Below are 21548 nucleotides of genomic sequence, written 5' to 3'. Positions count from 1 at the left end.
GATGTCAGAAGCAACCCGAGAGCAGGCGCGGCAGTTTCATGATCGTGTCCATGTGCTGGACGGACATTTTGACCTGTTGATGGATGTGGAAATCCAGCGCGGTTACGGACGCACGAAAATGATCGAGACGGATTACTTGCCGCGCTTTGCGGCTGGCGGTGTTCACACCATCGTTGCGGCGGTGTACGTAGAGGATGCTTACGTGCCGGAGATGGCTTTGCGCAAAGCGCTGAACCAGGTCAGCGCCCTGCACGCAGAGGCGGCGGAGTCGCCGGAGCGCATCGTCATCGCCAGGAACGTCAGCGATTTGCGCCGGGCACGAGCGGAGCAAAAGGTATCCTTCATCCTGTCGCTGGAAGGGGCGGATCCGCTTTACAACGATCTTAGTCTGCTGCGCGTCTTTTACGAGCTGGGCGTCCGCAAGCTGGGACTGGTCTGGAGCAGGCGCAATTTTGCCGGAGACGGCAGCTTTTTCGCACCGGTGCGGGAGGGGAAGAAGGGCGGCCTCACCGATTTTGGCGTCAGCCTGATCGCGGAAGCGGAGAAGCTGGGGATGGTCATCGACGTAAGTCATCTGAACGACGAAGGCTTCTGGGACGTCATGGAGTTTTCCGAGAAGCCTGTGATCGCTTCGCATTCCAACTGCCGCAGCCTTGTCCCGACGATGCGGAATTTGACGGACGACCAGATCAAGGCGATCGCTCTCAAGGACGGGCTGATCGGAGTAAATGCAAGCAGCATGTTTACCGCAAGCGAAAGTGCCAGGGCGACGATCGAAGCGCTGGTCGACCACGTGGACCATATGAAAAAGCTGGTCGGTGCGAAGCATATCGGACTTGGGCTTGATTTGTGCGACGATCTGACCAAATATTTGCCCTTGGACAAAATCGCCAAGGTGAAAGAGATGCCGTTTGATGTCGTCAAGACGCATGCGGCCATGCCGGATCTTACCCGGGAACTGATGAAGCGCGGCTACAAGGACGAAGAAATCGAAGGAATCCTTGGCGGCAATTTCCTGAGGATTTACGAGGAAGTGTGGAAGTAGGGAGAGCGAACAGGGGGAAATCGGCATGCAGCACCATCCACTGGAAGAAGCAGTCTTTGGCTACTATCAATCCGGCATCCTGACGGCCGAGATCCGCTATGACGAGGCAGGAGTCTGGCACAGGCGCACGGGATGGGACGCCCCGCAGGCGGCAGTTGGCCCGTTTGTCCAGATGGACGAAGGGAATGCCGGCTATGAGCTCCCGCTTACCGAGCTGGGACAAAAGCTCGCGGAATGGAAGCGGATCGACTGGGACAAGGAGGAGGTCGTCTATTCCACTGGCGGCGGCCATTACCGTCGTCATGAGCAGATCGAGGGCGTCGCCTTCGGAGAGAGAAAGCAGGCCTGGATATGGGCAGTCCGGGAAGCCAAACAGCCCATCGACCTGATCATCTCGGGCAACGAAGTGATCGCATTCGTCCTGACCGGGCGCGGTGACAGCGTCGTCCTGGCAAAAGCGGGCTGGGAGGACGTGACTCCGCTCAAGCTGTGGCAGGATCCGCTTTTGTCCCCGCCGAGCCACGGCGTCCTGCATTTGGGAAGACACGACGTCCCGATGAGAGATGGCGTTCGCCTCGCGACAGAGGTGTGGCTGCCGGCAGGCTTGCGGGAGGGCGAGCGCGTCCCGACCATTTTGATGCGCACTCCGTACGGTCGGCTGGATGGTATTTTCCGCCGCTTACCGTTCGTAGCCCGCGGCTATGCCCTGGTCGTGCAGGACACGCGGGGACGGGAAGACTCCGAGGGAGAATGGATTCCGCTCGTCCATGAGCGAGAGGACGGCGACGACACGCTCGACTGGATCGCCCGCCAGGATTGGTCAGACGGGAATGTCGGGATGCTGGGCGGCTCGTATGTCGGCTATGTGCAATGGGCGGCTGCAGCCAGCGGCAACCCGCACCTGAAAGCGATCCTGAGCTACGTGACCGTAGGGACGCCGTACGTGGACATTCCCCGCAAAGGCGGAACGATCCTGGGCGGTCTCTCGTGGATTTTCATGATGGCGGAAAAGCGGCGAAACGTCGCCGCGCTTTTCCGCGACGACTGGAACGAGGTCATCAAGGTGCGTCCCATCAAGGAAATTCCCCAAAAAGTGCTGGGCAAGGAAATCCCGTTTTGGACGAAGTGGATGGAGCATCCGGATGGGGATGACTTCTGGGCGCAGTCCGACTGGAAGCGGTTTGCCGATCGGGTGAAGGTGCCAGCGCTGCTCGTTTCCGGCTGGTATGACGACAATGGCATGGGAACGAGCGAATCGTGGGAAATCGTCTCCCGCAATGTGCCCGAGCATGCTCGCCTCATCCTCGGACCGTGGTACCACAAGGCGAATACGACGCGGGAAATTCACGACGTGCCGTTTGGCAACAACGCGATCCGCTACGATCTGGACGTCACGCAGCTGCGCTGGTTTGACCGTTATTTGAAGGGGATAGATAACGGTGTAGACAGAGAGCCGCGGGTCGAGTACTACATGGTCGGCGAAAACGAGTGGAAGACATCGGAAAGCTGGCCGCCTGCGGAGGCCCAAAACGTCAGTTTGTACCTCAGCAGCGGCGGACGGGCCAATACGAGCGGAGGAGACGGGACCTTGTCATTCTCCGTACCGGAGGATGATCCTGCAGATACCTACTCGTACGATCCTGAGGATGCGGCCCCGTACCTGCTGGATTTGTCGGAAAACGAGAACAGCGTTCCGGAAAACTATCGGGAAGTGGAAAAGCGGTCGGACGTGCTCGTGTACACCTCGGAGCCGCTGGAGGAAGATCTGGCCATCGCCGGTGAAATTTCGGCGGTCCTGTACGCTTCCTCGTCCGCTCGAGACACGGACTGGCTGGTACGGCTGTGCGATGTGGACGAACAGGGCAATTCCATCCGCCTCTCGGACGGAATCATCTGCGCGCGCTATCGCCATTCGTTCGAGAAGCCGGAGCTGCTGGAGCCGAGACAAATCGAGCGCTACGAGATCCGGATGACCAAAATCGCCAACGTCTTTCAAAAGGGCCATCGGATTCGGGTCTCGGTCACTTCGGGGGCCGAAAACTTCTCGTTTCCAAATCCGAATACGGGAAGGGATCTGGCGACGGAGACGGAGTCGATCGTCGCGGAGCAGACGGTTTACCATGATGGGAGGTATCCGAGCCAGATCAGACTGCCAGTGCTGAAAAGCCCTCTTTAATCGAAAATGCTGCCTCAGGGGCGGAAAAAGGAGAAAACGCTGTGGCTCTTGGGGCGCAGCGGGGGCGGAAAAAGGAGAGGGGCGCTCAGAATATCAAAATGGAGGGGGGAGCGGTTCGCTTCCTTTCTTTGCTTTTCCTCCCACTTCCCTGTCATAATAGAGAGAGCAGGAATACTCTTAGGATGTGAACCGTTCATGCAAATCATCGTATTTGACCTGGAAACGACTTTGACTCATCAACGCGATAAGATACCGGAAATCATCGAGATCGGGGCGGCCAAGATCGTGCCTGGCAAAAACGGGGTCGAGGTGGATACGTTTCAGCGATACACGTTTCCTGCGATCGAGCGCAGGATTACCGAGCGGACTCGCAAATTTGTCGGTTTGGACAAGGACAACATGCCGACGTTCATTCCGTTCCGCAGGGCCTTTTCCGCTTTTCTTGAGTGGATCGGGGAGGATGAGGATTTTTACTTGTGCTCGTGGGGGATGGACGACAAGCGCTTGATGATTGAGCACTGCGCTCGGTTCGGGATCGAGTTTGGCTGGCTGCGCAACTACAACGACATCCAGCCGCCCATCAGCATGATGCTGGCCGACCGCAAGCAAATGAGTCTGAAGGACGCCATCGACGCCGCGGGAATCGTGCAGGAGGGCAGGCTTCACTCCGCTCTTGTCGATGCGATACATACGGCCCATCTTTTGGTCAAATTCAACAAGGACGTGCATCTGGTGAAAAATACGCCGGTGGAAAACTACAACCTGTCCAGTTCGCTGTACATCACGTGCCGGTCTTGCAAAAAAAGCAAGTATTACACCGAGTTTGGCCGCAAGAGCCGAAAGTGCCAAGCATGCCTCCAGCAGCACAAAAAGCAGCTCGAGCAGGCGGCGGAAAAAGCAGTGGTGGAGCAGCCCTGAGTACGGAGGACGCAAAAACAGCAAAAATGCCGCAGGCTACAGAGCCGAGCGGCATTTTTTTATGGCTGCTTTTGTTCGTTGAAAACAAAAATATGAGACTGCCGATGCGCCATAAATGCGAGTGAATGAAAAAGGAGGGCGTTATTCTCCTTTGGTTGGAATGGATGAAAGGGAATAGAACCCATGGGCTCGGGGAATGATATAGTTTATAAGGACTAAACTGAAGATTGACACGAATTAAACAAAGTTGTAAGATAACTAAAGTCATCTAGATGACTAGATGAAAGCGGTTGCTTTTGTAAACGTTATCTAGGCCTATAAATGGGAGGAAACCTATGATTAATGACGAGTTGCCTATTCCGAAATATGCTCAGATTGCAGAACATTTAAGGGCAAAAGTAGAAGAATTAACCAAAGAGGGAAAAGACAAATTCCTAAGCGATGATGAACTGATAAAAATGTTTGAAGTCTCTAGAATGACTATTCGTCAGGCAGTTCAATTGCTTGTAAAAGAAGGGCTTTTAAAACGGATCCAAGGAAAAGGCACATTTATCGTTCGAAAAGACAAATTACAAACCGATATTGCCAAGTTGGATACTTTCTTTCAAGGGTGGTATTTGGAAAAAAGCTTTCATGTTAAGCTGCTATCTCGGGGACCCGTACCATGTCCAGAAGGGGTAGATGCAAAATTGGGGGTAGAACCTGGAGAAGAGGTTTATCAGGTAAAGCGTTTACGTCTTTCAGAGGGGATCCCGGTTGTTATCGATAACCGTTATCTTTTAAAAAAGTATGGGGAACAAATTACGGATGAAGAATATGTTCATTATTCTTTCTCACATCTATTTTTCAATAAATTCAACATGTCGCTTACAGAAGGAGAAATTGAAATAGAAGCAGTTCTGGCTAGTGAAGAGGTTTCGGAAATTCTTGGGATTTCCGCAGGTTCCCCCATTTTGTATAGAAGTGTTGACTTACGAGCAAAAAAATGTTGCGTCCTCACAGGGACTTCTTCCTATCGTGGAGACATGTACAAATACAAATCCGTATTACGTTTAGAATAAGAAAAAATATGTTAGGAAGATCGGGGTTCTAGAAATACGGATTACTCTCAGTAAAGAACACAATGCCTATGATACAAGCGGTAGAGATATGGAGGAGGAGCTATGTTATATTCTATTTTAATCATACTGGCTATTATTATCTCGATCTATCTGGGGGAAAAGCTTAACATTAATACGGGTTTGGTTGCTTTAGCCTTTGCTTATTTGATCGGCTGCTTTGTTTTGGGAATGTCAGTCAATGATTTATTGGATACATTCCCAACAAAATTATTCCTGGTTATTTTCACCTTAGCGCTCTTCTTTAATTTTGCAGTCGTGAATGGTACTTTGGAAAAAATCGCTCATTTTTTACTGTATCGATTTCAAAAACACACAAAATGGCTGCCTCTCATTTTTTACTTTATTACAGCGCTGGTTTCAGGAATGGGTGCCGGTTTCTTTACCTCTGTGGCAGTCATGGGTGCGATTGCAATGGCATTGTGCAAATCATCAGGAATGAATAAATTGCATGCTTCATTCGCTGTTTCATTAGGCTCCCTTTCTGGTGCGAATTTCATGTACAGTGCGCATGGGGTGCTCTTTCACTCTTTGCTAAGCAAAACAGCTGTGGCTGATCAGGCGAGTGTTCTGACAAGGGATATCTTTGTTGTTTCCTTTATCTATCCTATCTTTATCATGTTGATTCTGATGTTTTTTGATAGAAAAAACAGTCAAATTGCTGCATTGAATATTAAAAACCAGAAGGCTTTTCCAAAAAACAAAAAGTAAATATTTTTTTAATTATCCTTCTGATGATATTTGTACTGGGAGTACCGATGCTCGCTACTTTCCTGCCAGAAAATAAAGCGATTCATTTTATCAACTCACGTACGGACATTACCTTGCTGGCAGTGGTATTCGCAATCGCGGCTTACTTATTGAAATTGGCGGAGGACAAACCAAAAGAAGTATTGGCAAGAGTACCTTGGAATACACTATGGCTTGTTTCAGGGGTAGGTATGTTAATTGATGTTGCCGTTAAAGCAGGTACAATCGATTTATTAGCTTCTTTGATCAATAATATGCCGTCCATTCTTGTTCCGATTGCTGTGACAATCATTGCCGGCATTATGTCCATCTTCAGTAGTACTTTGGGTGTTGTAGCACCGCTTATGTTCCCTATGATTGCCGGGATCGTAGGTCCTACAGGCTACAGTGCTTCGCTGATAGCAGTTGCTATTATTGTGGGCGCCCAATCAACCGCTTTAGCGCCGTTTTCTACAGGCGGTAGTTTGATACTGGGCAACAGTGGTTTAAGCGAGGAAGTTTCCAGGAAATTCTATAATGACCTGCTTTATAAAGCGACGCCTTTAGGATTGGGATTCGCTATTGTTGCAACACTGATTTTGATGTTTATATTGTAGGGGGTAGTTATGCAAAAGGTATTTGACTCTCATTTTCATATTATTGATCCGAAGTTTCCCTTGATACCCAATCGAGGATTTCTACCGGAATATTTCCCTTTTGATGAATATGCAAAACGAGCCAAGACGCTCAATATTGTAGGTGGAGCGGTTGTTTCCGCCTCTTATCAAGGCTACGACCAATCTTATCTAAGGGAAGCTCTCAAGCAACTTGGGGCGGGTTTCGTTGGGGTGGTTCAGCTTCCCTACGAAACAACCGATGAAGAAATAATCGAGTTAGCGGAAGCAGGGGTTAGAGCGTTACGGTTCAACATCTTTAATGGACTCTCGCTTTCCCATGATCAGTTGGCATCCATGGCAAAACGAGTTTATGAATTGGCGAGATGGCATGTAGAACTACACGTTGCCTCGTCTGACCTGGAGGAATTGTCACCCATCATTGAACGTCTTCCTGCCGTATCCATCGATCACTTGGGTTTGGTAGAGGAAGGGTTTCCCGGTTTGCTTAGACTTGTCAGCCAAGGTGTAAAAGTCAAAGCTTCAGGGTTTGGAAGGGTGGATTTTGATGTCAAAAAAGCCCTGCAACGGATTTATACCGAAAACCCAGAAGCGCTTCTGTTTGGCACGGACCTTCCTTCGACAAGAGCAAAACGCCCATTCGCAGCAGAAGACATAGAGCTTATCGCTGAAGCGCTTGGAGAAACAGGCACAAAGAAAGTTCTGTATTCAAATGCCCATAAGTGGTATATGGAAAAAAACTAACACCATAATGAATGGAACCCGTAATAAAACAGCGGCGAGTCTAAGACTTTCTTTCCAGGTCTTAGGTCGCCGCTGTTGTAATTTGATTCAGGTCTAGTTTCAAACATTTTACACCCCGAGCAGCAGCAAGATGATCGAGGTCAGGCTGAAGCAAACGCTGATCAGGCACAGGAAGGCCACGACCTGCTTGGGATTGAGTCCCGTGCGCAGCAAGCGGTAGTGCACCTGGCTGGCGTCGGCCTGGTAGATCGGCTTGCCTTGCAGAAATCGCTTGGTGACGACAAACAGGTTGTCGAAAATCGGGACGCCGAGGGCCAAAATCGGAATGAACAGCGACAGCAGCGTAGCCTGCTTGAAAGCTCCATCCAGTGCGATCACGGCGAGAATGAAGCCGAGGAACGTCGCTCCGGCGTCTCCCATAAAGATTTTCGCGGGCGGTTTGTTGTAGCGCAGGTAGGCCAGCGATACACCGATCAGGCTGATCGCCATGACGGCGGAGGTGCTCTGCCCTTTGGTCAACGCTACGACGAACAGTGTTCCGGCAGAGATCGCAGACAGCCCTCCCGCGAGTCCATCCATTCCGTCGGAAAAGTTGATGACGGTCGTGACGCCAAAAATCCACAGGATAGTGAGAATGAACTGCAGCCAAACCGGAAGCAGGATGTATTCGCCGCTAAACGGGTTGTAAAAGCCGGAGAACGTGATCCCCGACAAGTATACAACGACAGCGGCCGACACCTGGACGATCATTTTCGGCAAGGCCGAGAAGTCTTTTCCTTGAGTCTTGTACCAGTCGTCAATGGTCCCGATTACGAGCAGCATCATGGAGCCGATCAGGACAGCCGTCGTCTGTACGGCAGACTCCTTGGAAAAAAGCAGGTAAGAAGCGGCAAATCCGGCGAAGATCGCGTAGCTGGCGGTCAACGGGATCGGCTCGCGATGTATTTTACGTTCCACGTCCTTCCGGGGCTTGTCCACGAAATCGAGACGAAAGGCAAGCTTGCCCAGAGGGGGAATCAACACTAGCACGATACAAAACGACAGCACAAACGAGAGAGCGTATGTAATCGTAACCATCTCCTATAAGTAATAGAGAGCTGTTTTTCTACATGTCTATTATAGGGACTATTCCAAAATTTGTCGACTCATGGCACGAGGGGGGGTACCAGAAAAAGTTGGTACTTATGAGCCAACCGGGATCCAACTATAATCCCATTTTGAGGAGGGATACCCGTGGAATACATGGCGCTGTGGTTTGTGCTCGTCATTATTTTGCTGATCACGTGGACGACCAATGGATTTTGTTTTTGGCACAAAGCCGTCATCACGCTTTATTATTGCGCTTTTTCGTATGTGTTTATTACGCAGCTGAAAGAAATCCGCCGACAGTTCTATGCACTGCCCGTACCGACGGCGTACTGGGACGCAAAGAGCCAATGGGTTTCGATTTCCATGGGCTTTTATTTTCTGCCCTTTTTGCTGATCCTCTTGTTCAACTACTACCGCTGGCTTCGGCAAACGAGAGGGACCGCAAAAAAGGTAGGAGTCGCATTCACCATGGTTCCGGCAGGCATTGTTTTCTTTGGTTTGATGGTGATTTTCGGCATGTACGGATACCGGCCATGATCAGGGAAGCGGCCTTTCCATCACACAGAAGGCCACGCCGTTTTTTTCAAACGATTCTCCCGGCTTCGCACGCAGGCCGAACCTCTCGTAAAAGCCCGATTTGGCGGCTCTGGCGTTGCACCAGATGCGGGTCGCTCCCAGCTCGGCGGCTTCCCGGATGACGTGGCGCAGCAGCATGCTCCCGTACCCTTTTCCTTGCTCGGTTGGCAAGGTGGCGAACTTGCGGAATTGCGCCTCCCCGTCGCGGACAAACAGAGAGAGGACACTGACGAGTCGTTGTTCGGCATACAGCCCGAAGTGAAGGCCGTCCTCATCCTCTTTCATCTGAACGTAAGAAAAGTCTTCGTTTGGCCAAAGGACGGTATGCCGAAGCTCCCACGTCGCTTCTTTCGGGATTCGTTTGATGATCAAGGTTCGATCCTCCTGTCGAAAATAGTGTCTTCCTTCTCCCATTAAATCGCAGGCATGTTCATCTGCACAAGAGATCTCTGAGTCACTGGTTGTTATGTCAGAAAAACTAACATTTTTGGTTGCTTTTTGGAGCCCCTTCTCTATAGTAAGAGGAAAGGGCTCCATTCTTTTTCCAATACAAGGGGGAGTATACAATGACGACTGGTTGGATCATCGAGGAACTGACGGAATTGAACACGGAAGACGCGAACCGACTTACCAAGCTCTTGGTCGATGTCGTGGAGGACGGAGCCTCCATCGGGTTTCTGCCCCCGCTGGATCCGCACGTGGCGCGGGTGTACTGGTCGATGGTGCTGGGAGACCACGTCCGCCTGTGGGTCGCTCGCTTGAACGGGGACATCGTCGGGAGCGTCCAGTTGCATCTCGTCGCCAAGCAAAACGGACGGCACCGGGCGGAGATCGCCAAGCTGATGGTGCATCCCTCTTCCCAGCGGAAAGGAATCGGCCGTTCGCTGATGCATGCGGCCGAAGCAAGGGCAAGAGAGGAAAAGCGCAGCCTGCTGGTGCTGGATACGCGCGAAGGAGATCCATCCAACGGCTTGTACGCTTCCCTGGGTTACACCGAGGCCGGGAAGATCCCCGATTATGCGGAATCGGCCGATGGAAAGCTGGATGCCTCCGTCTTTTACTTCAAGCGACTCTCGGGTGAATGAAAAAAGACCTACGAACCGCCAAAGGAGCCTATGCCTTTCGGCGGTTTTTTCATGGAAATGGAAGGTTATGCTGTATTATTAACCATTTATTTACGTAAAATTTAGACAGCTTGTATACGCTTGGAGACAAGCAGGTCCAAATCGGGATAGAGGAGGAACAGAGAGAGTATGGTGAAAAAGAGGAGCAATGTCAGTCGCTTCCGAAAGCTGGCGCTCACGGCAGCGGTACTGTACGGGGCGATGGCTCCGTCTGGTTGGCTGCCGCAGGTGAAGGCACAGACAGCCGATCATGTGGTCATCAGCGAAGTGTACGGGGGCGGAGGGAACAGCGGAGCTTTCTACACCCATGACTTTATCGAGCTGTACAATCCTACGGGACAAGCCGTTTCGCTTTCCGGCTGGACGATTCAGTACGCCTCTGCTGCTGGGGCGACCTGGCAAAAGACCGAACTTTCGGGCAGCATTCCCCCCCGTGGATACTATTTGGTCCAGGAGGCTGCGGGCTCGGGTGGAACACAGAGCCTGCCTGTTCCTGACGCACAGGGCAGCATCGCGATGGGAGCGGCTGCGGGCAAGGTGGCATTGGTCAACCGTGCCACTGCTTTGAGCGGAGCCAATCCGGCGGGTCAAGCCGGCGTGATCGATTTCGTCGGGTACGGCTCGACGGCCAATGCCGCGGAAGGAGGCGCCCCTGCCCCAGCACCGTCGGCAACTGTGGGAATCTCCCGCAAAACCAATGATAGCAGCATCGTCCCGGGAGAAGGGAACGGCTGGGACACCGATAGCAATGGTGCGGATTTTCTCGCAGCTGAGCCAAGCCCGCTCAATTCTTCCGGGACACAGGGGCCTCCGGGAGAGAATCCCGGCGATGTGAGGCCGATCCCGATTTCCGAGGCGAGGATAAAGGCCAATGGAACCGTTGTTGCCGTGGAGGGAACGGTGACGGCTATCTTTGAGGCCGGCGGTCAAAACAATGTGTACATGCAGGACGAAACGGCTGGTATCGTGCTGCGGGCGGCTGATTTGGCCAGCGAGGTCGGCATGGGAGACAAGATCCGTGCCAAAGGGAAAACCAACCAGTACTACGGTCTTGCTCAGCTCGAGGCGAGCGCCGGCGACGTCACCGTGCTTCAGCCGGAAGCAGGCGTACCGGTGCCGAGGCAGGTCACATCGGCCGACTTTTCCGCAGGGAAAGGCGAAAGCGTGGAAGCGCAGCTCGTTACCCTCCACAATGTCACCGTCGAAAAAAATGAAAGTGGCAACTATACGCTGCGGGATGCCGAGGGGACATTTGTTTCACGTCCCGGGCCGTCGCTGCCTTTGGCGATCGGCACGACCTACGAGAGCATCACGGGCGTGGTTACCTACGACTTCAACGTCTTCAAGCTGGTGCCCCGTTCGGCGGCTGATCTGGTGACCGACGCGAGCAAAGTGCCGGTGGTCACTGCAGATCCGGCCGGCCCGTTGGTGGCGGCAGGGACCAAGGTCACACTCGCAACGGCATTGGCGGACGCTGTCATCTACTATACGACGGACGGTTCTGCGCCCACGCGCGATAGCCATACGTATACCGGACCGATCCAGGTGGACGCAGCGATGACCATCAAGGCGTTCGCCGTAAAGGACGGGTACAAGGACAGCGACATTACCACCTACACCTACGCCATTCAGAAGGATGCCGTCCGCATTCACGACATCCAAGGGCACTCCCATACGTCTGAGTACGACAACGCGACCGTAAACGGCGTGGAAGGAATCGTCACCGCGGTGGTCAAAATCGGAAGCACCGTCCAAGGATTTTATATGCAGGATTCCCAGCCCGACAGCGATCCGCGGACATCCGAGGGCATCTACGTGTATGAACCGAGAGCAACGGTTGCCTCGGGCGATCTGGTGCGGGTGAATGGCGTGGTGAAGGAGTACGTCAGCTCCAGCAGGGCAGCTACCGACTTGACCCAGACCCAGATCGACGCCAGCGGGTACACGATTGTCAGCCGGGAGCAGCCGATTCCCCAGCCGGTGGTCTTGGGCGAAGGCAGCTACGCGTATCCGAAAGGCGTGATCGACAACGACAGCATGGCGGCATTCGACCCCGAAGAAGACGGCATCGACTTCTGGGAGAGCGTAGAGGGGATGCTGGTGCAAATCAACCATCCGATTGTCGTGGGAGAAACCAAGACCTTCGCCAATCCGGCCAGCGTGGAATTCGTAATCATCGACGACGAGGCGCATCCCGATCAGCCGCGCACTCCGGCGGGAGGCGTGCTGCTGCAGGCAGACGACAGTCACCCGGAGCGGATTACCGTGGCGGACAAGCTGCTCCCGATCACGTCCGAGCCCAAAGTGGGAGACAGGCTGACTGGGCCGCTTGTCGGGATCATCGACTACAGCTTTACAAACTACAAGCTGTACCATACCGAGACGTTCGAAGTCACGCCGAGCGATTACCAGCCGACTGTGACGAAAATCGATCCCAAGGAGGACGAGTTGACGATCGCCTCCTACAACATCGAGAATTTTTCCGCCAAAGATGATCCGGCCAAAGTGGCGAGACTCGCGGAAACCATCGTTCACAACCTGAAACAGCCGGATGTCATCGGCGTGGTGGAAATGCAGGACAACAACGGACCGACTGACACAGGCGTTACCGAAGCGCGGGAGTCTGCGCAAACCTTGATCGATGCTGTGGAGGCGGAAGGCGGGCCTCTGTACCGGTACGTGGACATCGCTCCGCAGAACAACCAGGACGGCGGCCAGCCGGGCGGCAACATCCGCGTCGGATTTTTCTACAATCCAGAGCGAGTGCAGCTGGCGGAGGGGACTGCAGGGGATGCCGTCACCGCCGTGCAGGTAGTGTCTCAGGACGGAATCGCCCACCTGTCCCTGAATCCGGGCCGGGTCGATCCGGCGAATGAAGCGTTCGACAACAGCCGCAAGCCGCTGGCAGCCGAATTTGTCTTCCAGGGCAAGCCGGTCATCGTCATCGCCAACCATTTCAACTCCAAGGGAGGAGACGGCGGGCTGTACGGCAAACAACAGCCTCCCGAGCTGGTGAGCGAAGCGCAGCGGATGAAAATCGCCCATGTGCTCAATGATTTTGTAAAAGAGATTCACGCCGCCGATCCGAAAGCCAACGTGGTCGTACTGGGCGACTTGAACGATTTTCCTTTCTCCCGTCCCGTCCAGGCCCTGAAAGATGGCGTCTTGACGAATCTGGTGGAGGAGCTGCCGAAGGGCAAGCAATACACGTATGTCTATCAGGGCAACTCGCAGGTGCTGGACCAAATCCTGGTCAGCAATCACCTCGCGGATGATGCCGACTTTGACATCGTTCACGTCAATGCCGGCTTTACGGAAAAAGAGGGCCGTGTCAGCGACCACGATCCGGTCCTGGCTCAAATCAAAGTGCGCAGTCACGGGGACGCGGAACCGACTGCCCAGGAGGTAGCGGCGAAAATTACAGAGGTTGCGCAGCCAGCTGCCGATGCGACCCGCCTGGCTCTCCCCGAGGTTCCGGAAGGCTTCTCCATCCGGATCCAATCCTCCAGCGAGCCGCAGGTCATCGCGCTGGATGGCACCATCGTACCGCCTGCAAGCCAGACGGATGTGGAGCTGGTCTTCGAGGTAAAGAAGGAGTCCGACCAATCCGTCGCGGCAACCAGTCCTATCAGGGTCCGTGTGCCGGCCAAGACGGTGACGGAGCCCATCGACCCTACCCCGGACAGCCAGCGTGAGCTGAATGAGCAGGCGGCAGATTTGATCCGGGCAGCCAAGGGCGAAGAAGAAATCATTCGGCAAGTGGCACGGGTGTTGGACAGCCTCGAAAACGTGCTCCGCTCCGAGAAGGTAGAAGCGGCCGACAAGTGGGAGACGGTTCAGCATACCATCGACACGGTGCTGGAGGCTGCCGCAAAACATGCAGACCGCGGAACCATCCGCGAGCAGGCATTCGCCGATGTAACGGGCGACTTCCTCGAGAAGGCGTTCGAATCGATGCGCGAGGCAGGCGGAGAAGAGGATGAACAGCTGGCTCGCCAAGGCTTCCAGGCATTGACTTCTTTGGCGCAAACAGCGCTGGAGCCGCTGGCCAAGAAATCGGTATCTGACGAGCTGGCAAAGCAGCTGCGGTCGTTGGCTGAGGCCCTGCTTGAAAAAGCGGGGACCCTGCAGGTGGAGCAGGGAGAGGAGATCCGGGCAGAGGATCCTGAGGCAAAAGAGATTGTCGACCTGATCGCAAGCTTTATGAAGGCAATCGCCAAGCATCAGGACCGGATCGGATTTGAACCGACCCTGTTCATCCGGGTGAGCGGGGAAAAAGAAGCGGATGCGGCTTCCGGCAAGAAGAAAGAGAAGGCGGAACCGATGCTTGTCCTGGAAGAGAAGCTTGGCGAGCTTTTGCGAACATACGGGGTGAGTGTCCGGATGACCGTTCCGTCAGACGCGTGGGTTCAGGCGCCAGCGTCTTTCCTGAACAAGTACCGCGGAAAGGAAATCGGCCTCGCTCTTCTGCCAGCGAAAGAGCAGGTGGAAAATGTGCTTCATCCCGGTGATCCGTACGCCGTGCACGTCTGGACGAACGGCAAGGAACTGAACAGCTTTGGAAATGTGAAGGTGCTGCTCGGTTTGCCCGTCTCTGACGAAGCGGGCGGCGAGCTTCAGGCTTTTATGTACCAAGGCAAGTCGTGGACACCGGTAACAAAAGGGAAGGGGAAAGCGGAAGATCTGACCGTGGAAGGGGATCTGGCAGTCTTTACAGCCGAGAAGGCGGCTTCATACGTGATCGGTGAAATCTCGATCAAGTCTATCGCGGTGAAGGAGAGCAGCCTGAAGCTTGCGCAGGGGGAAGAAAGCCGGTTGAAAGTGACGGCCACTCTTGCTGACGGAAGCAAGGAAGACGTGACGGAAGCGGAGGGAATCGCTTACGAGTCCAGCGATCCGGACGTGGTGTCCGTGGACGGCGAAGGACTGGTCCGAGTAGCGGACGATGCGGAGGCTCGCAGCAAGGCCACCATTACGGTCCGGTATGCCGGCAAGACGGCCCAGGTAAAGGTGACGGTAACCACCAAATAAAAGGCCGAGCTGCTGGTTCTGTACGACTGGCTTCATTCCCAAAGCAAAACTCCCTGGTTGAAATGGCAGCCAGGGAGTTTGTTGTTGCTTCCTATTTCGCCAGCCGGTGCATGAAAGGATCGTGGCTGGTGGAAAGAATAATAGCAGGCACCGTTTTTATCCGGGATGACGAAGCGACAGGGAATACTCCTGCCGGTTGGCAAAATGGCGGTAACCGGCCCGTTCAAAGGCTTTGGCCATCGGCGTATTTCCGATATCCGTATCCGCTCGGAGATAGGTTTCGTTGGCAGCGCCAAGTATGACAGAAACCCGATGCAGCAGCGAATCGATGTGTCCGCGGCCGCGCTGCTCGGGAACCACCCCGATGTAGCCGATCGTAGCGAAGGCAGGAGCCTTGGTCGGCATGACGAATCCGACCAGCTGGCCGTCGACGTCATAGGCAAGCTGCCACCAGTCTTGATCATAGTCCATGCGCTGCAGCTCCCGAAACATTTCCCAAGCCTGGGTCTTCGCTCCCTTGGTCTCCCGTTCGCGGCTGATGTAGCGGTCGCCTGTCGACTGCGATACCTGCAAAATCGCCTCCACGAATGCTTCTTCCCCCACTTCAGGCAAGGTGCGGTAAGTCAGATTCCCTTTTGAAGCCGTATCCTCGATTCCGATATGCCGCTCAAAGCGACATGTCTCGCGCTGGAGCTGGAAACCGAGAGCAGCCAAAATTTTCTGTCGGCTTTCCGGAAAGGATTGCCATTGTGGAGCCATGGATGGAGAATCCAGGATATAGCCGACTTGGGTGCAGTTGTGTTCGAGCAAGCGTACGAACATGTCTTCAAACAGGCTTTTCGCCAGTGTCAGGCAGTCCTCCCTGTGCCACGGCAGTTCCCACAATACGACATCCAGCGGCTTGTCGTGACCGGGAAGCGTCCAGTAGGCAGCGCGCCCGCACCTGTTTCCGTTTTCTTCGAGGACAAAGCACCAGTCGAGCCGCATAGCGCCTCTTTCCAGCATGTCTTTTACATACGTCCGGACGGAGCTGCGAATTTCCTCAGAATCGCTGCCGATGGCGGCAAAGGCCTCTATTTCATCGGCGTGGATGGGGCGTACGGTAATCATGGGCAAACCTCTCCTTTAGTTGGTTTCGTCCTGCAATCAGCATCACAGTACCCCCCTTTCCGCTTAGCACATGTTTCCTTCAAAAAAAGAACGATGTAACTAATCAAGACGAAATTGATGGTTACCAGGTTTATTTTACCAAACGATTTCCTCCAGCGTCAATGCAGGAATCGTCCGCTATTGATCAGGGCTTCTCCTGCTTGGACAGGATACAGGACAAAAGCTCTTTGAACGTATGCAGCAATAAGGGGACTTCCTCCGCAGACAAGCCGCTGCGGCTTACGATCTCCCCAGGAATGGAAGCGGCCCGCGCGCTCAAGGCCTTCCCTTGTTCCGTCAGGTGAATGAGGACTTTCCGTTCGTCTTCGCGCGATCGCTTTCGCTCTACCAGCTGGGCTGCCTCCAGCCGCTTCAGCAAAGGGGTCAAGGTCCCGGAATCCAGATACAGCTTCTCCCCGAGCTCTTTGACGGACAGGCCGTCGGTTTCCCATAGCAACAGCAGGACGAGATATTGCGGATACGTGATCCCGAGCTCATCCAGCAGGGGACGATACAATCGGGTCATTTCCTTGGAGCAGGCGTAAATGGCAAAGCACAATTGATTATCCAATTTCATCGGATCGTTCGGTTCCACAGGATCGGTTCCTCCGTTTTCCGGCAGGCTGCGAATCCCTGATTTGGAGGGATCGAAAGCTGCTGATTCATTGTGTACAATACAATTTACATCGATTCAAGGTGACTGTCAAAAACCGAAGCTCGTTGACAACAAGCAGAAATGTAGTTATGTTTAATTGTGTAATATTAAATTGTGCACAATTTAATTAACGTGATAACAAGGAGGAAACATGCATGACAGCAAACACCTGCAAGCAAATCATCCTGGCCAAACGACCGGTCGGGATGCCGACGGAAGAGGACCTGAAAATGGTGGAAGCGCCGATTCCACAGCCGGGCGAAGGAGAAGTGCTCGTGCGCAGCATGTACGTATCCGTCGATCCGTACATGCGCGGCCGAATGAATGACCGCAAGTCTTATGTGGCCCCCTATACGGTAGGCGAGGTCATCACAGGCGGCGTCGTCGGCGAAGTGGTCGAATCGAATACGGCTGAGCTGCAGGCAGGGGACATCGTGCTGGGGCATTACGGCTGGCGCACGCACGCGGTCGTAGCGGGGAATCAGTTGAAAAAAATCGACCCAACGGTGGCTCCCGTGTCTACTGCGCTCGGGATCCTCGGCATGACCGGGCTGACTGCGTACTTCGGGCTGCTTGACATCGGGCAGCCGAAAGAAGGAGAGACTGTTGTCGTGTCGGGGGCTGCGGGGGCAGTCGGCACCGTCGTCGGGCAGATCGCCAAGATCAAAGGCTGCCGCGTGGTCGGCATCGCCGGATCGAAGGACAAGGTTCGTTATTTGGTGGAGGAGCTCGGATTCGACGCTGCCATCAATTACAAGGAAGCTGATCGGAAGGCCCAATTGAAGGCGGCTTGCCCGAACGGAGTCGATGTGTACTTCGACAATGTGGGCGGAGAAATATCGGACGAAGTCCTTGCTCTTTTGAATCGGCAGGCGAGAGTCGTCGTCTGCGGGCAAATTGCCCTGTACAACCTGGAGAAGCCGGACGTAGGCCCGCGCATGCAGAGCCAGCTGCTCATCACCAGCTCGATGATGAAGGGCTTTACGCTCGGGGACTACGCAGGGCGATTGGACGAGGGAGTCGCTCAATTGGCCCAATGGTTTAAAGAAGGACGGCTGACCTACTCCGAAAATATCGTGGAAGGCTTCGAGAATATCGTCCCGGCGTTTCTTGGGCTGTTTAGCGGGGAAAACGTGGGCAAACAGCTGGTTCGTCTCGCATAAGGAAATGGTCCAAAGCCACCTGTCTATCCGGCAGGCGGCTTTTTTTGTTCAGAGGGCCGGGAAGCCTCGCAGCGAGAGATGGAAGGACGCAATAGTTTGATTTTTCTGTTGACCGATGAAAAGGGTTTCAAGTATAATCGCACTAAACCGGTTTTGTAAACCGATTTAGTATTCACAAAACTGTTGCGAAAAACTTCAAATATTGAGTTCGGAATGGTGGTAGAGGATCTTAGGAGGAAGGAAGATGGCATCGAATTTTGGTGTATTTACGATCGGTGACGCAATGATTACCTTTAACCCGTCCGTGAAGGGGCCGCTGCGATATGTTTCCAGCTTCGAGAGGAAGGTGGGAGGCGCCGAATTGAACTTTGCGATCGGCTGCGCGCGGCTGGGGCTGAGGACGAAATGGGTAAGCCGCTTGGGGGGAGACGAGTTCGGGCGCGTCATCGCTTCCTTTGCACGCGGAGAGGGGCTCGACATGAGCGATGTGCAGCTGATGGAAGGGTACCCGACGTCGCTGAATTTCAAGGAGATTCGTGAGGATGGTTCTGGAAAGACGTTTTATTACCGGTACCAGTCCCCGATCCTGACGTTGAAGCCAGAGGATATTCAGCCAGCGATGTTTGACGGGATTGACCTGGTGCATCTCACGGGCGTGTACCTGGCGATCGATCCGCAAAACATCGCGATTGCGAAGCGCGTCATCCAGGTTGCGAAAGAGCGGGGCATCACGGTGTCGTTTGACCCGAATATTCGCCTGAAGCTCTGGAGTATAGAAGAAGCGAGAAAAGCGTACTTTGATCTTTTCCCATCCGTAGACATCTTGCTGACAGGAAGAGACGAAATCCGGCTGATTCTGGCAGAGGACAGCGATGAGGCGCTCGCCGCTTTCGCCGAGCAGTACGCCATCGATCAGCTGGTGATCAAGGATGGAGCAAACGGATCGAAGCTGTTCACGAAAGGCAAATGGCACGAAAAGGCAGCCTTTCCGGTGAATGCAGTGGACACGGTAGGGGCAGGCGACGGATTCGATGCCGGTTATGTTTACGGTTATCTCCACGGCTATTCCTGCGAAGAGCGTCTCGTCTTCGCCAATGGCATTGGGGCTCTGGTCACCACTGTCTCCGGCGACAACGAGGGACTTCCTTATCTGGAAGAGGTGCTCCCTTTTATTCGTCAGGAAGCGGTAATCGAGCGATAAGGGGAGGGGCGGCGAAGGTCAGCCGCTCGGCAACCATTCGATCGGGCGGTTCCTTTTCGCACAGACGCAGCGATGATTTGACAGCTTGCTGACAGACAAACGATTCGCGCAAAGGCAAGACAGGCCAACTTGAAGCAGGGGGAATGCGAATGTCAACGGTCGTGATTCAGGCGGAAGAAGCAAAAAAACTGGTGGTCAGGAAACTGACGGAAGCCGGCCTACATACCGATGATGCGGAAAAGGTCGCAGACGTTCTGGTGCACGCCGATTTGCGCCATGTGAATTCTCACGGGGTGCTGCGGACGGAGCATTACGTCAATCGTCTCAAAGCTGGTGGAATCAATCCGAATGCCCGCCCCTCGTTCAACCAGACAGGTCCGGTTACCGGCGTAGTAGATGGTGACGACGGCTTCGGTCATGTCATCGCGGATCTGGCTATGACGCATGCAATCGAGATGGCGAAAGCAAACGGTGTCGGGATGGTTACCGCCATCAACAGCAGCCATTGCGGGGCGCTCAGCTACTTCGTCGAAAAAGCCGCCCATGAAAAGGTGATCGGCATCGCGATGTCCCATACGGATCAAATCGTCGTGCCGTTCGGCGGCAAAACGTCCTTTTTGGGAACGAACCCGATCGCGTACGGCGTACCGGCGAAAACGAGCAAGCCTTTTATTCTCGACATGGCGACTTCCAACGTGGCCCTCGGCAAAATTCTGCAGGCGCGGGAAGAGGGAAAATCCATCCCGGAAGGCTGGGGCGTCGACGAGACGGGAGCTTCCGTGACCGACCCGCACAAGGTCGTTTCCTTGACGCCGTTCGGCGGTCCAAAAGGCTATGGACTGGCGGTTGTCGTCGATATTTTCTCGGGCTTGCTGGCCGGAGCCGCCTTTGGTCCGCACATCAGCAAAATGTACGGCGACCTCGATCAGAAGCGTAAGCTCGGTCATTACTTCTGCGCGGTCAACCCCGCTTTCTTTACGGATGCGGATGTGTTCCTCGAGCAGATGGATCGGATGATGGATGAGCTGCGAGCTGTCGAACCGGCCCCCGGATTTGACCGCGTCTATGTGCCGGGAGAGATCGAGCAGCTGCATGAGGAGCGCAATCGCGAAAACGGCATTGCCATCGCAAAAAGCGTGTACGACTTTTTGACAAAGCAGGTGGAAAAATGAAAGCGGTTCAAGTGAGAAAAGCACATGAGCTGGTTGCAAGCGAAGTGGAAAAGCCCGGGATCGGGCAGCCGACAGACGTCCTGGTCAAAGTGCGGAGAGTCGGGATCTGCGGCTCCGACATGCATATTTACCACGGCACGAATCCGCTTGCGACCTTGCCACGGGTCGTCGGGCATGAAGTAGCGGGAGAAGTCGTCGAGGTGGGCCCGGAAGTGAAAAACGTAAAAGTGGGCGATCACGTGGTAGTGGAGCCGATTCGCTACTGCGGCGAGTGCTACGCCTGCCGCAAAGGGCGTCCGAATGTCTGTGCCTCCCTGTCTGTTTTCGGCGTGCATGAAGACGGAGGGATGCGCGAATGGTTTGTCCTTCCCGAAAAGCAGCTTCACGTGGTAGATGCGGGCTTGCCCTGGGAGGAGATCGTGCTGGCCGAGCCGTATACGATTGGCGCCCAGGCGGTTTGGAGAGGCCAGGTGGAGCAGGGGGAGACAGTGCTCATTCAGGGAGCGGGTCCGATCGGCATTTGCATTCTGAAAATGGCCAAACTGCAAGGCGCCCGGGTCATGATCACGGACTTGAGCGACGAGCGACTGGATTTCGCGAAAGAAAACGGGGCGGATGTCACAGTCAACGCCTCCCGCGAAGACGTACGCGAAGCTGTGGCGCGGTGGACCGGCGGCGAAGGAGTGAATGTCGCCATCGATGCTGTCTGCCTGCCGATGACCTTCGAGCTTTCGGTCGATGTCGTCTCCCCGGCGGGAACCGTAGTGGTACTCGGCTTTGACGAGCGTCCGTCCGCGATTCCGCAGCTTCCGATCACGAAAAAGGAAGTGACCATCGTCGGCTCCCGCCTGCAGACCAGCCAGTTCAGCCAGGTGGTCCGCCTCCTGAACGAAGGCAAGCTCAGACATAACGGACTGGTTACGCATACGTTCCCGCTTGAGCGTGTCCAGGAAGCGTTCGACTACGTGGAGAAAAATCCGGACAAAGTCCGCAAAGCGCTGATTGTCTTCGAATAAGGAGGTG

18 protein-coding genes are annotated in these 21548 nt (G+C 54.3%); 14 read left to right on the top strand and 4 right to left on the bottom strand.

Going from position 1 to position 21548, the window contains the following annotated elements; genetic code table 11:
• Nucleotide 1 precedes the first annotated feature (1 nt).
• From RGB73_RS24010 to RGB73_RS23980, 7 genes are all read left to right on the top strand, one after another.
• A complete protein-coding gene (locus RGB73_RS24010; protein WP_310765273.1) occupies nucleotides 2-1045 on the top strand; it encodes a dipeptidase in 1044 nt (347 codons plus the stop codon).
• Nucleotides 1046-1070: 25 nt separating this feature from the next.
• Nucleotides 1071-3221 (top strand): CocE/NonD family hydrolase, encoded by a 2151-nt coding sequence (locus RGB73_RS24005; RefSeq protein WP_310765272.1) that lies wholly within the window; start codon nucleotides 1071-1073, stop codon nucleotides 3219-3221.
• Nucleotides 3222-3416: 195 nt separating this feature from the next.
• Complete coding sequence (locus RGB73_RS24000; protein ID WP_310765271.1) at nucleotides 3417-4139, top strand: 3'-5' exonuclease; 723 nt, start codon at nucleotides 3417-3419, stop codon at nucleotides 4137-4139.
• A 335-nt stretch (nucleotides 4140-4474) separates the two neighbouring features.
• Complete coding sequence (locus RGB73_RS23995) at nucleotides 4475-5200, top strand: GntR family transcriptional regulator (protein ID WP_310765270.1); 726 nt, start codon at nucleotides 4475-4477, stop codon at nucleotides 5198-5200.
• 102 nt (nucleotides 5201-5302) lie between these two features.
• Entirely contained in the window at nucleotides 5303-5968 is a 666-nt protein-coding gene (locus RGB73_RS23990) for a transporter permease (protein WP_310765269.1), read from the top strand.
• 47 nt (nucleotides 5969-6015) lie between these two features.
• Nucleotides 6016-6603, top strand: coding sequence for an SLC13 family permease (locus RGB73_RS23985; RefSeq protein ID WP_310765268.1), 588 nt, complete (start codon nucleotides 6016-6018; stop codon nucleotides 6601-6603).
• A 9-nt stretch (nucleotides 6604-6612) separates the two neighbouring features.
• Nucleotides 6613-7365, top strand: coding sequence for an amidohydrolase family protein (locus tag RGB73_RS23980; protein ID WP_310765266.1), 753 nt, complete (start codon nucleotides 6613-6615; stop codon nucleotides 7363-7365).
• A gap of 108 nt (nucleotides 7366-7473) precedes the next feature.
• On the opposite strand, the gene RGB73_RS23975 is transcribed toward RGB73_RS23980, so the two are convergent.
• Nucleotides 7474-8442 (bottom strand): MraY family glycosyltransferase, encoded by a 969-nt coding sequence (locus RGB73_RS23975; protein ID WP_310765265.1) that lies wholly within the window; start codon nucleotides 8440-8442, stop codon nucleotides 7474-7476.
• Nucleotides 8443-8607: 165 nt separating this feature from the next.
• Between RGB73_RS23975 and RGB73_RS23970 the strand changes: the two genes are divergently transcribed.
• A complete protein-coding gene (locus RGB73_RS23970) occupies nucleotides 8608-8991 on the top strand; it encodes a hypothetical protein (RefSeq protein ID WP_310774511.1) in 384 nt (127 codons plus the stop codon).
• Here RGB73_RS23970 and RGB73_RS23965 read toward each other — a convergent pair whose 3' ends face one another.
• A complete protein-coding gene (locus tag RGB73_RS23965) occupies nucleotides 8992-9402 on the bottom strand; it encodes a GNAT family N-acetyltransferase (RefSeq protein WP_310765264.1) in 411 nt (136 codons plus the stop codon).
• 194 nt (nucleotides 9403-9596) lie between these two features.
• Between RGB73_RS23965 and RGB73_RS23960 the strand changes: the two genes are divergently transcribed.
• Both RGB73_RS23960 and RGB73_RS23955 read left to right on the top strand, forming a co-directional pair.
• Entirely contained in the window at nucleotides 9597-10115 is a 519-nt protein-coding gene (locus RGB73_RS23960) for a GNAT family N-acetyltransferase (protein ID WP_310765263.1), read from the top strand.
• Nucleotides 10116-10283: 168 nt separating this feature from the next.
• A complete protein-coding gene (locus RGB73_RS23955) occupies nucleotides 10284-15185 on the top strand; it encodes a chitobiase/beta-hexosaminidase C-terminal domain-containing protein (RefSeq protein ID WP_310765262.1) in 4902 nt (1633 codons plus the stop codon).
• Nucleotides 15186-15341: 156 nt separating this feature from the next.
• On the opposite strand, the gene RGB73_RS23950 is transcribed toward RGB73_RS23955, so the two are convergent.
• A complete protein-coding gene (locus RGB73_RS23950) occupies nucleotides 15342-16295 on the bottom strand; it encodes a GNAT family N-acetyltransferase (RefSeq protein WP_310765261.1) in 954 nt (317 codons plus the stop codon).
• Between the two features lie 184 nt (nucleotides 16296-16479).
• Nucleotides 16480-16911, bottom strand: a complete 432-nt coding sequence (locus tag RGB73_RS23945) for a MarR family winged helix-turn-helix transcriptional regulator (protein WP_310774510.1) — start codon at nucleotides 16909-16911, stop codon at nucleotides 16480-16482.
• A gap of 233 nt (nucleotides 16912-17144) precedes the next feature.
• Here RGB73_RS23945 and RGB73_RS23940 point away from each other — a divergent pair, with 233 nt between their 5' ends.
• From RGB73_RS23940 to RGB73_RS23925, 4 genes are all read left to right on the top strand, one after another.
• Complete coding sequence (locus RGB73_RS23940) at nucleotides 17145-18152, top strand: NADP-dependent oxidoreductase (protein ID WP_310765260.1); 1008 nt, start codon at nucleotides 17145-17147, stop codon at nucleotides 18150-18152.
• Nucleotides 18153-18396: 244 nt separating this feature from the next.
• Nucleotides 18397-19353 carry a sugar kinase gene (locus tag RGB73_RS23935; protein ID WP_310765259.1) on the top strand — a complete coding sequence of 319 codons (957 nt, stop codon included), beginning with the start codon at nucleotides 18397-18399 and terminating at the stop codon, nucleotides 19351-19353.
• Between the two features lie 149 nt (nucleotides 19354-19502).
• Nucleotides 19503-20525 (top strand): ureidoglycolate dehydrogenase, encoded by a 1023-nt coding sequence (gene allD, locus RGB73_RS23930; RefSeq protein ID WP_310765258.1) that lies wholly within the window; start codon nucleotides 19503-19505, stop codon nucleotides 20523-20525.
• Complete coding sequence (locus RGB73_RS23925; RefSeq protein ID WP_310765257.1) at nucleotides 20522-21541, top strand: zinc-binding alcohol dehydrogenase family protein; 1020 nt, start codon at nucleotides 20522-20524, stop codon at nucleotides 21539-21541. The genes allD and RGB73_RS23925 overlap by 4 nt, the downstream gene beginning before the upstream one ends.
• Nucleotides 21542-21548 lie beyond the last annotated feature (7 nt).

It is taken from the genome of Brevibacillus brevis (assembly GCF_031583145.1).
In the GTDB taxonomy this organism is placed as follows: domain Bacteria; phylum Bacillota; class Bacilli; order Brevibacillales; family Brevibacillaceae; genus Brevibacillus; species Brevibacillus brevis_E.
Note: the sequence above shows the minus strand (reverse complement) of the source record. Positions and strands in the feature narration are given on the sequence as shown.